Raw genomic sequence first — 13465 nt, 5'->3', positions numbered from 1 at the left:
GTGGTCTGCACCACATTTGGCGTGCACGCGCCCAAAATCCGGGCTAAATGATCTTCATCGCGGGTGCCGGAGCCATGTCCGAATTCCTCGATCATGTGCGTACGCATGGCATTTGGCGTCGCGCGGTAGCGGCGGGCGGCTTATCACTGATGCGGCCCGCATACCAATGGTTCCCGTCAAATCGAGATCCACAACTCTTTCCGGGGTGGGATACCTCACTGCTCCGTGTCCCATTTGTGACGCTCGTGAACGGAAGCGCGAACCGGCGATCAAGAGGGGTCGCTCGACCCCGATCCGAGCCTCGGTCGAGCGGGGTCACTCATGAGGATGGAGGGCCAATATCAGCTGACGATGTCCGGCTCAAATTTGCATGTATGTACCATGTCTTGGTAGGGGCGCACTGCGCTCACCTGTGATGACGTCCTCGATTGTCACGGCTCGTGACTGAATGGATGCTTCACGTACAAGATCACCGCTCATCCGACTTCATGATCCTTCGTCAGGTGGTGGAGATCACAAAGACGTTGCTGTACCCCGTGTCGCAGATCACAGGACGACGGGCATAAGATGCAGGCGAAACGGGCTTGTGAACTGCCTCACATGAGCGCGATCTTCGTGGGGCGGGGGCATGTCCGTACGGTCCGCCAGCCAGTCATCGTCGACTGAAGGGAGCGAGGACGGTGAACGCATACGCGCCCATCCTCGTACTGGGAGCACTCGGGGCAGGTTTTGCGATCTTCTCGGTGGTCATGGCCGCGATCATCGGCCCCAAGCGCTACAACCGGGCCAAGCTCGAGGCCTATGAGTGCGGCGTCGAGCCGACTCCGCATCCGGCCGGCGGTGGGCGCTTCCCCATCAAGTACTACCTGACGGCGATGCTCTTCATCGTCTTCGACATCGAGATCGTCTTCCTCTACCCCTGGGCCGTCACCTTCGACGCCCTCGGGTTGTTCGGGCTCGTGGAGATGCTCCTCTTCGTGCTCACCGTCTTCGTCGCCTACGCGTACGTCTGGCGGCGCGGCGGCCTGGAGTGGGACTAAAGGGGCTCAAGAGGAGATAGGGGAAACAGCGCATGGGTATCGAAGAGAAACTGCCGAGCGGCTTCATGCTCACCACGGTCGAACAGGCCGCCGGGCTGGCCCGTAAGTCCTCCGTCTTCCCGGCCACCTTCGGCCTGGCCTGCTGCGCCATCGAGATGATGACGACGGGTGCCGGGCGCTACGACCTCGCCCGCTTCGGCATGGAAGTCTTCCGCGGCTCGCCCCGGCAGGCCGATCTGATGATCGTCGCCGGGCGGGTCAGCCAGAAGATGGCCCCGGTGCTGCGCCAGGTCTACGACCAGATGCCGAACCCGAAGTGGGTCATCTCGATGGGCGTGTGCGCCTCCACCGGCGGCATGTTCAACAACTACGCCATCGTGCAGGGCGTCGACCACATCGTCCCCGTCGACATCTACCTGCCCGGCTGTCCGCCGAGGCCCGAGATGCTCATGGACGCGATCCTCAAACTGCACCAGAAGATCCGCGAGGAGAAGCTCGGCGTGAACCGCGAGCGTGCGGCCCGTGAGGCGGAGGAAGCGGCGATGAAGGCGCTCCCGACGATCGAGATGAAGGGGCTGCTGAGGTGACAGCGAACGGGAACGGGGTCAATCCCGACAAGGACCTCAACGCCGAGAACCTCCCCGGCCGCCGAGGTGACCAGGGCGAGGCCATCCGCGTCCAGCACGGCATGTTCGGCGCCAACAACGGCGGCGACACCACCGGCTACGGCGGACTGGTGCGCCCCGTACGGCTGCCAGGGCAGGCCAGCCGCCCGTACGGGGGCTGGTTCGACGAGGTCGCCGACGAGCTGGAGGGCGCGCTGGAGGAGCAGTCGCTGCTCCCTTCGAGCGCGATCGAGAAGACCGTCGTGGACCGCGACGAGCTGACCTTCCACATCGCCCGCGAACATCTGCCGCGCGTCGCCCGGACCCTGCGCGACGATCCGGCGCTCCGCTTCGAGCTGTGCACCGGCGTCAGCGGCGTGCACTTCCCTGGCGACAAGGGCCGTGAGCTGCACGCCGTCTACCACCTGCGGTCGATCACCCATAACCGGGTGCTCCGGCTGGAGGTGACCGCCCCGGACGGCGATCCGCACATCCCGTCGATCGTCGACGTCTACCCGACGAACGACTGGCACGAGCGGGAGACCTACGACTTCTTCGGCATCGTCTTCGACGGTCACCCCGCGCTGACGCGGATCATGATGCCCGACGACTGGCAGGGCTTCCCGCAGCGCAAGGACTACCCCCTCGGCGGCATCCCCGTCGAGTACAAGGGCGCCCAGATCCCGGCTCCGGACCAGCGGAGGTCGTACAGCTGATGTCTGCTCCCCACGCACCATCCTCCGCCTCCGCGCGCGAGACCACCGAGGGCACCGTCTACACCGTCACCGGCGGCGACTGGGACGAGGTCGTGGCCGCCACGGCGAAGGCCGACGACGAGCGGATCATCGTCAACATGGGTCCGCAGCACCCCTCCACCCACGGGGTGCTCCGGCTGATCCTGGAGATCGACGGCGAGACGGTCACCGAGGCCCGCTGCGGAATCGGCTACCTGCACACCGGCATCGAGAAGAACCTCGAATTCCGGAACTGGACGCAGGGCACCACGTTCGTGACGCGCATGGACTACCTGACGCCCTTCTCCAACGAGGCGGCGTACTGCCTGGGCGTCGAGAAGCTCCTCGGCATCGAGGACCAGATCCCGGACCGCGCGACCATCATCCGGGTGCTGATGATGGAGCTGAACCGGCTCTCCTCCCACCTGGTGTGCATCGCCACCGGTGGCATGGAGCTGGGCGCGACCACCGTCATGATCTACGGCTTCCGCGACCGCGAACTGATCCTGGACCTCTACGAGCTGATCACCGGCCTGCGGATGAACCACGCGTACATCCGGCCCGGCGGCCTCGCCCAGGACCTTCCGCCCGGTGCGGTCGACCAGGTCCGCGCGTTCCTGAAGACGATGCGCAAGAACCTGGTCGAGTACGACAAGCTCGCGACCGGGAACCCCATCTTCAAGGCCCGCCTCCAGGACGTCGGCTACCTCGACCTCGCGGGCTGCATGGCGCTCGGCGTGACCGGCCCGATACTGCGCTCCGCCGGGCTGCCGCACGATCTGCGCAAGGCCCAGCCGTACTGCGGCTACGAGACGTACGACTTCGAGGTGCCGACCGCCGACACCTGCGACGCGTACGGCCGCTTCCTGGTCCGGCTGGAGGAGATGCGCCAGTCGCTGCGCATCGTCGAACAGTGCCTGGACCGGCTGGAGCCCGGACCGGTGATGGTCGCGGACAAGAAGATCGCCTGGCCCGCGCAGCTCGCGCTCGGAGCCGACGGGCTCGGCAACTCCCTCGACCACATCAAGAACATCATGGGCACCTCCATGGAGGCCCTGATCCACCACTTCAAGCTGGTGACCGAGGGATTCCGGGTCCCGCCCGGACAGACGTACGTGGCCATCGAGTCACCCAAGGGCGAACTGGGCGTGCACATGGCCAGCGACGGCGGCACCCGCCCGTACCGCGTCCACTTCCGCGATCCGTCGTTCACCAATCTGCAGGCCGTGGCGGCCATGTGCGAGGGCGGCCAGGTCGCCGACGTCATCGTCGCCGTCGCGTCCATCGACCCCGTGATGGGAGGCGTCGACCGGTGAGTGATGTTCAGCTGGGCATGCCACAGCTGCCCGCCCCCGACTACCCGGCCGAGGTGCGTTCCCGGCTGGAGGCGGACGCCGCGGAGGTGATCGCCCGCTACCCGGACAGCCGCAGCGCCCTGCTGCCGCTGCTGCACCTGGTGCAGTCCGAGGAGGGCCATGTCACCCGCACCGGCATCCGCTTCTGCGCCGAGGTGCTGGACCTGACCACCGCCGAGGTGACCGCGGTCGCGACCTTCTACACCATGTACCGGCGCAAGGCCTCGGGCGACTACCAGGTCGGGGTGTGCACGAACACCCTGTGCGCGGTGATGGGCGGGGACGCGATCTTCGAGGAGCTGCAGCACCATCTGGAGCTGGGCAACGGGGAGACCACCGAGGACGGCAAGGTCACCCTGGAGCACATCGAGTGCAACGCGGCCTGCGACTTCGCGCCCGTGGTGATGGTCAACTGGGAGTTCTTCGACAACCAGACCGTCGGCTCCGCCAAGCAGCTGGTCGACGACCTCCGCGCGGGCCGCACCGTCACCCCGACCCGGGGCGCGCCGCTGTGCACGTTCAAGGAGACCGCGCGCATCCTCGCCGGTTTCCCCGACCCGCGCCCCGGAGCCGTCGAGGCCGGTGGCTCCGCGGGGCACGCCTCGCTCGTCGGGCTGCGGCTGGCCAAGGGCGAGGGCACGCCCGGCCGGGTCGTCTCGCCGAGGTACGGAGGCGCCCCGCAGGACGAGACGCCGCCGGCGCACCCCAGTTCGCACGACGCGCCGCAGCGGACCTCGGCCTCCGATCCGCACCACCCGGCAGGTCCGGTCGCCGAGGAGGGGGAGTGATGACCGTGACGACCGAGCGATCCGAGCACAGCCCCGAGAAGCTGCTGGCACCCGTGCTCTCCGCGCACTGGGACGAGGCCAACTCCTGGTCGCTGCGCGCCTATCTGCGGCACGAGGGCTACCAGGGCAGCGACAAGGCCCTCGCCATGGACCCCGACGCGGTGATCGCGCTGGTGAAGGACGCGGGACTGCGCGGCCGTGGCGGCGCGGGCTTCCCCACCGGAATGAAGTGGCAGTTCATCCCGCAGGGCGACGGCAAGCCGCACTATCTCGTCGTCAACGCGGATGAGTCGGAACCCGGCACCTGCAAGGACATCCCCCTTCTCTACGCCAATCCGCACGCCCTGATCGAGGGCATGATCATCGCCTGCCACGCCATCCGCTCCGAACACGCCTTCATCTACCTGCGCGGTGAGACCGTGCCGGTGCTGCGGCGGCTGCACGAGGCCGTCCGCGAGGCGTACGAGGCGGGCTACCTGGGCACGGCGGAGCAGCGCGGGCGGAAGTTCGGGGTGGACGGGCTTCCCGGCCTCGACATCACGGTGCACGCGGGCGCGGGCGCGTACATCTGCGGTGAGGAGACCGCGCTGCTGGACTCGCTGGAGGGCCGCCGAGGCCAGCCCCGGCTGCGGCCTCCCTTCCCCGCGGTCGCCGGTCTGTACGCGTGCCCCACTGTGGTGAACAACGTCGAATCCATCGCCTCGGTTCCCGCCATCCTGAACAAGGGCAAGGAATGGTTCCGTGCGATGGGCAGCGAGAAGTCCCCGGGCTTCACGCTCTACTCGCTGTCCGGGCACGTGGCCAACCCCGGCCAGTTCGAGGGCCCGCTCGGCATCACCCTGCGCCAGCTGCTCGACATGAGCGGCGGCATGCGCACCGGCCACCGGCTGAAGTTCTGGACGCCCGGCGGCTCGTCCACCCCGCTGCTCACCGAGGAGCACCTCGATGTCCCGCTGGACTACGAGGGCGTGGGCGCGGCCGGGTCGATGCTGGGCACCAAGGCGCTCCAGTGCTTCGACGAGACCACCTGCGTGGTGCGGGCGGTGACCCGCTGGACCGAGTTCTACGCGCATGAATCCTGCGGCAAGTGCACACCCTGCCGCGAGGGCACGTACTGGCTGGTGCAGCTGCTGCGCGACGTGGAGGCGGGCAAGGGGCGGATGGCCGACCTCGACAAGCTGGCCGACATCGCCGACAACATCAACGGCAAGTCGTTCTGCGCGCTGGGCGACGGCGCGGCCAGCCCCATCTTCTCCTCGCTGAAGTACTTCCGGGAGGAGTACGAGCAGCACATCACCGGCGGGGGCTGTCCCTTCGACCCGGCCAAGTCCACCGTCTGGGCCGACGAGCCGCGCACCACCTTGGGGGTGACCGCATGACCGTGACCACCAACGCGCCCTCGGGAGGCGGGGAGGCGGCGGTGCCGCGAGAGGACCTGGTCTCCGTCACCATCGACGGGATCGAGATCTCCGTCCCCAAGGGGACGCTGGTCATCCGCGCCGCCGAACTCCTCGGGATCGAGATCCCGCGCTTCTGCGACCATCCGCTGCTCGACCCCGCTGGCGCCTGCCGCCAGTGCATCGTCGAGGTGGAGGGCCAGCGCAAGCCGATGGCCTCCTGCACCATCACCTGCACCGACGGCATGGTCGTGAAGACGCAGCTCACCTCGCCGGTCGCCGAGAAGGCGCAGCGCGGGGTGATGGAGCTGCTGCTGATCAACCATCCGCTGGACTGCCCGGTCTGCGACAAGGGCGGTGAATGCCCGCTGCAGAACCAGGCGATGAGCGCCGGGCAGGCCGACAGCCGCTTCGAGGGCCAGAAGCGCACGTTCGCCAAGCCGGTCCCCATCTCGGCCCAGGTGCTGCTGGACCGCGAGCGCTGTGTGCTGTGCGCGCGCTGCACCCGCTTCTCCAACCAGGTCGCGGGCGACCCGATGATCGAGCTGCTGGAGCGCGGCGCGCTCCAGCAGGTCGGCACGGGGGAGGGCGACCCGTTCGAGTCGTACTTCTCCGGCAACACCATCCAGATCTGCCCGGTGGGCGCGCTCACCTCGGCCGCGTACCGCTTCCGCTCCCGCCCCTTCGACCTGGTCTCCTCGCCGAGCGTGTGCGAGCACTGCTCCAGCGGCTGCGCGACCCGCACCGACCACCGGCGCGGCAAGGTGATGCGGCGCCTCGCGGCGGACGACCCCGAGGTCAACGAGGAGTGGATCTGCGACAAGGGCCGCTTCGGCTTCCGCTACGCGCAGCTCCCGGACCGGCTCTCCACCCCGCTGGTGCGCGACCGCGAGTCGGGGAAGCTGGAACCGGCGGGCTGGCCCGAGGCCCTGGCGGCGGCGGCCGAGGGGCTGGCCGCGGCGCGCGGCCGCACCGGCGTGCTGACCGGCGGGCGGCTGACCGTCGAGGACGCGTACGCGTACGCCAAGTTCGCGCGGACCGTCCTGGAGACCAACGACATCGACTTCCGGGCCCGTGCGCACAGCGACGAGGAGGCCGACTTCCTGGCCGCCCACATCGCGGGCCGAGGCCGTGACCTGGACGGCAGCGGGCTGACGTACACCGCGCTGGAGAAGGCACCGGCGGTGCTGCTGGCCGGGTTCGAGGCCGAGGAGGAGGCGCCCGGCGTCTTCCTGCGGCTGCGCAAGGCCTACCGCAAGCACGGCCAGCGCACCTTCTCGCTCGCCACCCACGCCACCCGGGGCCTGACGAAGGCGGGCGGCACCCTGCTGCCCGCCGCGCCCGGCACCGAGACCGAGTGGCTGGACGCGATCGCGGGACGCACGGGTCTCGACGAGGACGGCGAGTCGGCCGCCGAGGCGCTGCGCCAGGAGGGCGCGGTCATCGTCGTGGGCGAGCGGCTGGGGTCGGTGGCGGGCGGACTGACCGCCGCCGTACGGGCCGCCGCCGCCACCGGCGCCACGCTCGCGTGGATTCCGCGCCGCGCGGGCGAGCGGGGCGCGATCGAGGCGGGCGCCCTGCCCGGGCTGCTGCCCGGCGGCCGCCCGGCGCACGATCCGCGGGCCCGCGAGGAGACCGCCGCGGTGTGGGGGAGCGCCGACCTGCCGCACCAGGTGGGCCGCGACACCGGCCAGATCGTGGAGGCCGCGGCGACCGGCGGGCTCGGCGCGCTGCTGGTCGGCGGGGTCGAGGTGGCGGATCTGCCCGATCCGGCGCGGGCCCTGGCGGCCCTGGACGCGGCGGAGTTCGTGGTCAGCCTGGAGCAGCGGCCCTCGGAGGTCACCGAGCGGGCGGACGTGGTGCTTCCGGTCGCGGCGGTCGTCGAGAAGTCCGGCACGTTCCTCAACTGGGAGGGCCGGGCCCGGCCGTTCGAGGCCGCGCTCAAACCGGACCAGATGACCCGCCGTCACACCCTCCCGGACGGCCGGGTGCTGCACATGCTGGCCGACGCCCTCGACACGGACCTGGGCCTGCCGGACGTGGCGGCCGCCCGCGCCGAGCTGACCCGGCTCTCCACCTGGCAGGGGCTGCGCGCCACCGCTCCGCTGGAGACCGGGGGCCCGCTGCCCCGGCCCACCGAGGGGGAGGCGGTGCTCGCCGGTCACCGGCTGCTGCTCGACCAGGGACGGCTCCAGGAGGGCGACAAGGCGCTGGCGGCGACCCGGCACGCCGCGGTGGCCCGCCTCTCGGCGGCGACCGCCGAGGAGGCGGGGGTGCGCGACGGCCAGCCGCTGCGCGTCACCGGCCCGGACGGTTCCGTCCAGCTGCCCCTGTGTGTGACGCCGATGCCCGACCGGGTCGTCTGGCTGCCGCTGGCCTCCACGGGCGGCGGTGTGCGGCGCGATCTGGGGGCGTCCCCCGGTGACGTCGTCACGATCACCGCTCCCGCGACGGAGGTGACCGCATGAAGTACCTCGCCGCAGAGGACCTGTCGATGTTCGGCAGCGATCCGTGGTGGCTGATCCTGATCAAGGCCGTGTTCTGCTTCGCGTTCCTGATGCTGACGGTGCTGATCTCCATCGTCATGGAGCGCAAGGTGATGGGCTGGATGCAGCTGCGCATCGGGCCCAACCGGCACGGCCCCTGGGGCATGCTGCAGTCCCTCGCGGACGGCGTGAAGCTGATGCTCAAGGAGGACGTGGTCGTCAAGGGCGCCGACAAGGTGGTCTACGTCCTGGCGCCGATCGTCGCGGCCATCCCGGCCTTCATGGCGGTCGCGGTGATCCCGTTCGGCCCGTCCGGCGGCGAGGTGTCGGTCTTCGGGCACCGCACCGCGATGCAGCTGACCGATCTGCCGATCGCCGTCCTCTATATCCTCGCCACCGCCTCGGTCGGCATCTACGGCATCGTGCTGGCGGGCTGGTCGTCCGGGTCGACGTATCCGCTCCTCGGCGGCCTGCGCTCCTGCGCCCAGATGATCAGCTACGAGATCGCGATGGGCCTGTCCTTCGCGGCGGTGTTCCTCTACTCCGGGTCGATGTCGACCTCGCAGATCGTCGCGTCCCAGGAGGACCGCTGGTACGTGGTGCTGCTCCCGGTCTCGTTCCTCATCTACATCGTGGCGATGGTCGGGGAGACCAACCGGGCGCCGTTCGACATGCCGGAGTCCGAGGGCGACCTGGTGGGTGGCTTCAACACCGAGTACTCGTCGATCAAGTTCGCGCTGTTCATGCTCGCCGAGTACGTCAACATGGTCACCGTCTCGATGGTCGCCGTCACGCTCTTCCTGGGCGGCTGGCGGGCGCCCTGGCCGATCAGCACCTTCTGGGAAGGCGCCAACCACGGCTGGTGGCCGCTGCTGTGGTTCCTCGGCAAGGTCGTCGCGTCGCTGTTCGTCTTCATCTGGATCCGCGCCTCGCTGCCCCGGGTGCGCTACGACCAGTTCATGAAGCTGGGCTGGAAGGTCCTCATCCCGATCTCGATGGTCTGGCTGATGCTGGTCGCCACCGTGCGGGCGCTGCGCAACGAGAACTACGACAACCAGTCGATCGTGCTGTACGTCGGCGGCGCGGTGATCGCGCTGCTGCTGCTGTCCTTCGTCGTCGACATCTTCCGCGACCGCGGAGCGGCGGCGGCGAAGGGCGAGGCCGGACCGGTGGTGGAGGAGGGCCCCGAGCCCGCCTTCGACCCGATGGCGGGCGGATTCCCGGTGCCGCCGCTGCCCGGCCAGTCCCTGCCGCCCGTACCGCGACGGCGCTCCCGACAGGACCGGGAGCTGATTGTCAGTGGTGGCCCCGACACTGTAAGTGACGGAAAGGAGGCCGATGGTGTCTGACTTCCAGAACCCGGTGGCCGGCTTCGGCGTGACCTTCAAGGCCATGTTCAAGAAGCGGCTGACCGAGCAGTACCCCGAGGAGAAGAAGCCCACCGCGCCCCGCTTCCACGGACGTCACCAGCTCAACCGGCATCCGGACGGGCTGGAGAAGTGCATCGGATGCGAACTGTGCGCCTGGGCCTGCCCGGCGGACGCGATCTACGTGGAGGGCGCGGACAACACCGACGAGGAGCGCTACTCGCCGGGTGAGCGCTACGGCCGCGTCTACCAGATCAACTATCTGCGCTGCATCCTGTGCGGCCTGTGCGTCGAGGCGTGCCCCACCCGGGCGCTGACCATGACCAATGAGTACGAACTGGCCGACCGCACCCGCGAATCGCTCATCTACACCAAGGAGGAGCTGCTCGCCGGACTGCAGGACGGCATGGTCGACAGCCCGCACGCCATCTACCCGGGCACGGACGAGCAGGACTACTACCGGGGTCTTGTGACCGAGGCCGCGCCCGGGACCACCCGGCAGGTCGCGGTCAGCAAGGGCGAGACCTCTGAGACCTCCGAGACCTCCGAGACCTCCGAGACCTCCGAGACCTCCGAGACCGACGGTGAGCAGGCCGAAGAGGGGGTGCAGGCATGAGCGGCGCACTGGCCGCCGCGGCCTCCACCACCTCCACCGGTGAGGCCGTCCAGTTCTGGGTGCTCGGCACGGTCGCCGTGATCGGCGCGCTGTGCACGATCCTGATGCGCAAGGCCGTGCACAGCGCCCTGAGCCTGGCCGGGACCATGATCGTCCTGGCGGTCTTCTACCTCGCCAACGGGGCGTACTTCCTGGGCGTCGTCCAGATCGTCGTCTACACCGGCGCGGTCATGATGCTCTTCCTCTTCGTCGTGATGCTGGTCGGCGTCACCGCCGCCGATTCGCTGAAGGAGACCCTGAAGGGGCAGCGCTGGCTCGCCGCCCTGTGCGGGCTCGGCTTCGGCATCCTGCTGTGCGCCGGAATCGGGAACGCCTCGCTGACGACGTTCGACGGGCTGGCGCGGGCCAACTCCGGCGGCAATGTGGAGGGCTTGGCGGCCCTGGTCTTCACCAAGTACGTCTTCGCCTTCGAGATCACCGGCGCGCTGCTGATCACCGCGGCGGTCGGCGCGATGGTGCTCACCCACCGCGAGCGCATCGAGCGCGCGCGCAGCCAGCGCGAGCAGTCCGAGGCGCGGGTGCGCACCGGCAAGCACGTCCCGCCGCTGCCCGCCCCCGGCGTCTACGCCCGGCACAACGCGGTGGACATCCCCGGTCTGCTGCCCGACGGCACGACGTCCGAGCTGACCGTCAACGCGACGCTGCGCGGCCGAGGCCAGGTCCGGGACGTCTCCGGTGAGGCGCTGGCGGAGCTGGCGGCGCTGGAGCGGCGCTCGGAGCGCTGGCTCGGGCGCGTCCCCAAGGGCTCCAAGGGCGACGACAGCGCCTCTGAGGACGCCGAGCACCACAAGGGAGCCGCCAAGTGAATCCGGTCAACTACCTCTACCTGGCCGCCCTGTTGTTCACCATCGGTGCGGCCGGGGTCGTGATCCGGCGGAACGCGATCGTCCTCTTCATGTGCGTCGAGCTGATGCTGAACGCGTGCAACCTCGCGTTCGTCACCTTCTCCCGGCTGCACGGCAACCTCGACGGCCAGATCATCGCGTTCTTCACGATGGTCGTCGCGGCGGCGGAGGTCGTGGTCGGCCTCGCGATCATCGTGACCGTCTTCCGCTCCCGCCATTCGGCCTCGGTCGACGACGCCAGCCTGATGAAGCTCTAGAAGGGGTCGCGTTCAAGTGGAGAACCTCATCGGATTGCTCGTCGCGGCCCCGCTGCTCGGCGCGGCCCTGCTGCTGTGCGGGGGGCGGCGGCTGGACCGCACGGGCCACTACCTGGGCACGGCGTTCGCGGGCGCCTCCTTCGTGATCGGCGCCGTGCTCTTCGCCGACATGCTGGGCCGGGGCGAGCACGACCGCGCCCTGCACAGCCAGGTCTTCAGCTGGATTCCGGTGGGCGGCTTCCGCGCGGACGTCGCCTTCCAGCTCGATCAGCTGTCGATGACCTTCGTCCTGCTGATCTCGGGTGTGGGCACGCTGATCCACATCTACTCGATCGGCTACATGGAGCACGACGAGCGGCGCCGCCGCTTCTTCGGCTATCTCAATCTGTTCCTCGCGGCCATGCTGCTGCTCGTCCTCGCCGACAACTACCTGCTGCTGTACGTCGGCTGGGAGGGCGTCGGCCTCGCCTCGTACCTGCTCATCGGCTTCTGGCAGCACAAGCCGAGCGCGGCGACGGCGGCGAAGAAGGCGTTCATCGTCAACCGCGTCGGCGACATGGGCCTGTCCATCGCGATCATGCTGATGTTCACGACCTTCGGGTCCTTCGCCTTCGCCCCCGTGCTGTCGACGGCGGACCACGCGAGCGAGGGCAAGCTCACCGCCATCGGGCTGATGCTGCTGCTCGCCGCGTGCGGCAAGTCGGCCCAGGTGCCGCTGCAGTCCTGGCTCGGCGACGCGATGGAGGGCCCGACCCCGGTCTCGGCCCTGATCCACGCGGCGACCATGGTGACCGCGGGCGTCTACCTGATCACCCGCTCCGGCGCCATCTTCAACGCCGCGCCCGACGCACAGGCCGCGGTGGTCGCGGTCGGCGCGGTCACGCTGCTCTTCGGTGCGATCGTCGGTTGCGCGAAGGACGACATCAAGAAGGCCCTGGCCGGGTCGACCATGTCGCAGATCGGTTACATGATCCTGGCCGCCGGGCTCGGCCCGATCGGCTATGTCTTCGCGATCATGCACCTGGTCACCCACGGCTTCTTCAAGGCGGGGCTCTTCCTCGGCGCCGGATCGGTCATGCACGGCATGAACGACGAGGTCGACATGCGCAAGTACGGCGGCCTGCGGAAGTACATGCCGGTCACCTTCGCCACCTTCGGGCTCGGCTACCTCGCCATCATCGGCTTCCCCGGGCTCTCCGGCTTCTGGTCCAAGGACAAGATCATCGAGGCGGCCTTCGCCAAGGGCGGCACCGAGGGCTGGATCCTCGGCGGCGCGGCCCTGCTGGGCGCGGCCATCACCGCGTACTACATGACGCGCGTGATGCTGATGACCTTCTTCGGCGAGAAGCGGTGGGAGCGCGACGCCCAGGGCAACGAGCCGCATCCGCACGAGTCGCCGAAGTCCATGACCATCCCCATGGTCGTCCTGGCCTTCGGATCGGTCTTCGCGGGCGGTCTTTTCAGCCTGAACGACGCGTTCCTGAAGTGGCTGGAGCCGGTCACCGGCCACAGCCACGGCCACTCCCCGCTCAGCGCCGCGACCGTCACCGCCGGGACGATGGTCGTCCTCGTGATCGGCGTCGCCCTCGCCTGGGCGCAGTACGGGCGCAAGCCCGTGCCGCGCACCGCTCCGCGCGGCTCCCTGCTCACCCGGGCCGCCCGCCGCGACCTGCTCCAGGACGACTTCAACCATGTCGCGCTCGTCCAGCCCGGCCGCTACCTCACCCGCGGTCTGGTCTACGTCGACCACACGCTGGTCGACGGGGTGGTCAACGGCACCGCGGCCGGGGTCGGCGGACTCTCCGGCCGATTGCGCAAGCTCCAGAACGGCTACGCCCGTACGTACGCGGTCTCGATGTTCGGCGGTACGGCGGTCCTCATCGCCGCGACCCTGCTGATGAGGGCGGTCTGAGTC

The 13465-nt window shown here is 69.4% G+C and carries 12 protein-coding genes; all 12 read left to right on the top strand.

The features are described 5' to 3' along the window. The first annotated feature begins 680 nt into the window (after positions 1-680). From ACFV9T_RS16635 to nuoL, 12 genes are read left to right on the top strand one after another with little or no spacing between them, the layout of a single operon-like run. On the top strand, positions 681-1040 hold the full coding sequence (locus ACFV9T_RS16635; RefSeq protein ID WP_385440714.1) for an NADH-quinone oxidoreductase subunit A: 360 nt from the start codon (positions 681-683) through the stop codon (positions 1038-1040). 32 nt (positions 1041-1072) lie between these two features. Next, on the top strand, positions 1073-1627 hold the full coding sequence (locus ACFV9T_RS16630) for a NuoB/complex I 20 kDa subunit family protein (RefSeq protein WP_385440712.1): 555 nt from the start codon (positions 1073-1075) through the stop codon (positions 1625-1627). Further along, positions 1624-2361, top strand: a complete 738-nt coding sequence (locus ACFV9T_RS16625) for an NADH-quinone oxidoreductase subunit C (protein WP_385440711.1) — start codon at positions 1624-1626, stop codon at positions 2359-2361. The genes ACFV9T_RS16630 and ACFV9T_RS16625 overlap by 4 nt, the downstream gene beginning before the upstream one ends. Continuing rightward, the gene (locus ACFV9T_RS16620) at positions 2361-3695 is read left to right on the top strand and encodes an NADH-quinone oxidoreductase subunit D (RefSeq protein ID WP_385440708.1); all 1335 of its coding nucleotides are present in this window, start codon (positions 2361-2363) and stop codon (positions 3693-3695) included. The genes ACFV9T_RS16625 and ACFV9T_RS16620 overlap by 1 nt, the downstream gene beginning before the upstream one ends. A 17-nt stretch (positions 3696-3712) precedes the next feature. Next, positions 3713-4522, top strand: a complete 810-nt coding sequence (gene nuoE / locus ACFV9T_RS16615) for an NADH-quinone oxidoreductase subunit NuoE (RefSeq protein ID WP_385440879.1) — start codon at positions 3713-3715, stop codon at positions 4520-4522. After that, positions 4522-5901 carry an NADH-quinone oxidoreductase subunit NuoF gene (nuoF, locus tag ACFV9T_RS16610; protein ID WP_385440706.1) on the top strand — a complete coding sequence of 460 codons (1380 nt, stop codon included), beginning with the start codon at positions 4522-4524 and terminating at the stop codon, positions 5899-5901. Before nuoE ends, nuoF begins: the two co-directional genes overlap by 1 nt. Continuing rightward, the gene (locus ACFV9T_RS16605; RefSeq protein ID WP_385440704.1) at positions 5898-8387 is read left to right on the top strand and encodes an NADH-quinone oxidoreductase subunit G; all 2490 of its coding nucleotides are present in this window, start codon (positions 5898-5900) and stop codon (positions 8385-8387) included. Before nuoF ends, ACFV9T_RS16605 begins: the two co-directional genes overlap by 4 nt. Continuing rightward, positions 8384-9754, top strand: a complete 1371-nt coding sequence (gene nuoH / locus ACFV9T_RS16600) for an NADH-quinone oxidoreductase subunit NuoH (protein ID WP_385440702.1) — start codon at positions 8384-8386, stop codon at positions 9752-9754. Before ACFV9T_RS16605 ends, nuoH begins: the two co-directional genes overlap by 4 nt. Then, positions 9744-10388, top strand: coding sequence for an NADH-quinone oxidoreductase subunit NuoI (gene nuoI, locus ACFV9T_RS16595; protein WP_385440699.1), 645 nt, complete (start codon positions 9744-9746; stop codon positions 10386-10388). Before nuoH ends, nuoI begins: the two co-directional genes overlap by 11 nt. After that, positions 10385-11254, top strand: a complete 870-nt coding sequence (locus ACFV9T_RS16590; protein ID WP_385440697.1) for an NADH-quinone oxidoreductase subunit J — start codon at positions 10385-10387, stop codon at positions 11252-11254. Before nuoI ends, ACFV9T_RS16590 begins: the two co-directional genes overlap by 4 nt. Continuing rightward, complete coding sequence (gene nuoK, locus ACFV9T_RS16585; RefSeq protein WP_009715954.1) at positions 11251-11550, top strand: NADH-quinone oxidoreductase subunit NuoK; 300 nt, start codon at positions 11251-11253, stop codon at positions 11548-11550. The genes ACFV9T_RS16590 and nuoK overlap by 4 nt, the downstream gene beginning before the upstream one ends. 16 nt (positions 11551-11566) lie before the next feature. Beyond that, positions 11567-13462 (top strand): NADH-quinone oxidoreductase subunit L, encoded by a 1896-nt coding sequence (gene nuoL / locus ACFV9T_RS16580; RefSeq protein WP_385440695.1) that lies wholly within the window; start codon positions 11567-11569, stop codon positions 13460-13462. The last annotated feature ends 3 nt before the right edge of the window (positions 13463-13465 follow it).

It is taken from the genome of Streptomyces sp. NPDC059850 (assembly GCF_042731515.1).
Taxonomy (GTDB): domain Bacteria; phylum Actinomycetota; class Actinomycetes; order Streptomycetales; family Streptomycetaceae; genus Streptomyces.
The sequence above is the reverse complement of the archived record's forward strand: the minus strand, read 5'-3'. Positions and strand labels throughout refer to the sequence as shown.

What these genes read in the sequence shown, in the direction of transcription:
- nuoH (WP_385440702.1), top strand. Translation starts at nt 8,384, where the DNA reads ATGAAGTACCTCGCCGCAGAGGACCTGTCGATGTTCGGCAGCGATCCG.
- ACFV9T_RS16630 (WP_385440712.1), top strand. Translation starts at nt 1,073, where the DNA reads ATGGGTATCGAAGAGAAACTGCCGAGCGGCTTCATGCTCACCACGGTC.
- nuoE (WP_385440879.1), top strand. Translation starts at nt 3,713, where the DNA reads ATGCCACAGCTGCCCGCCCCCGACTACCCGGCCGAGGTGCGTTCCCGG.
- nuoI (WP_385440699.1), top strand. Translation starts at nt 9,744, where the DNA reads ATGGTGTCTGACTTCCAGAACCCGGTGGCCGGCTTCGGCGTGACCTTC.
- ACFV9T_RS16590 (WP_385440697.1), top strand. Translation starts at nt 10,385, where the DNA reads ATGAGCGGCGCACTGGCCGCCGCGGCCTCCACCACCTCCACCGGTGAG.
- ACFV9T_RS16605 (WP_385440704.1), top strand. Translation starts at nt 5,898, where the DNA reads ATGACCGTGACCACCAACGCGCCCTCGGGAGGCGGGGAGGCGGCGGTG.
- nuoF (WP_385440706.1), top strand. Translation starts at nt 4,522, where the DNA reads ATGACCGTGACGACCGAGCGATCCGAGCACAGCCCCGAGAAGCTGCTG.
- ACFV9T_RS16620 (WP_385440708.1), top strand. Translation starts at nt 2,361, where the DNA reads ATGTCTGCTCCCCACGCACCATCCTCCGCCTCCGCGCGCGAGACCACC.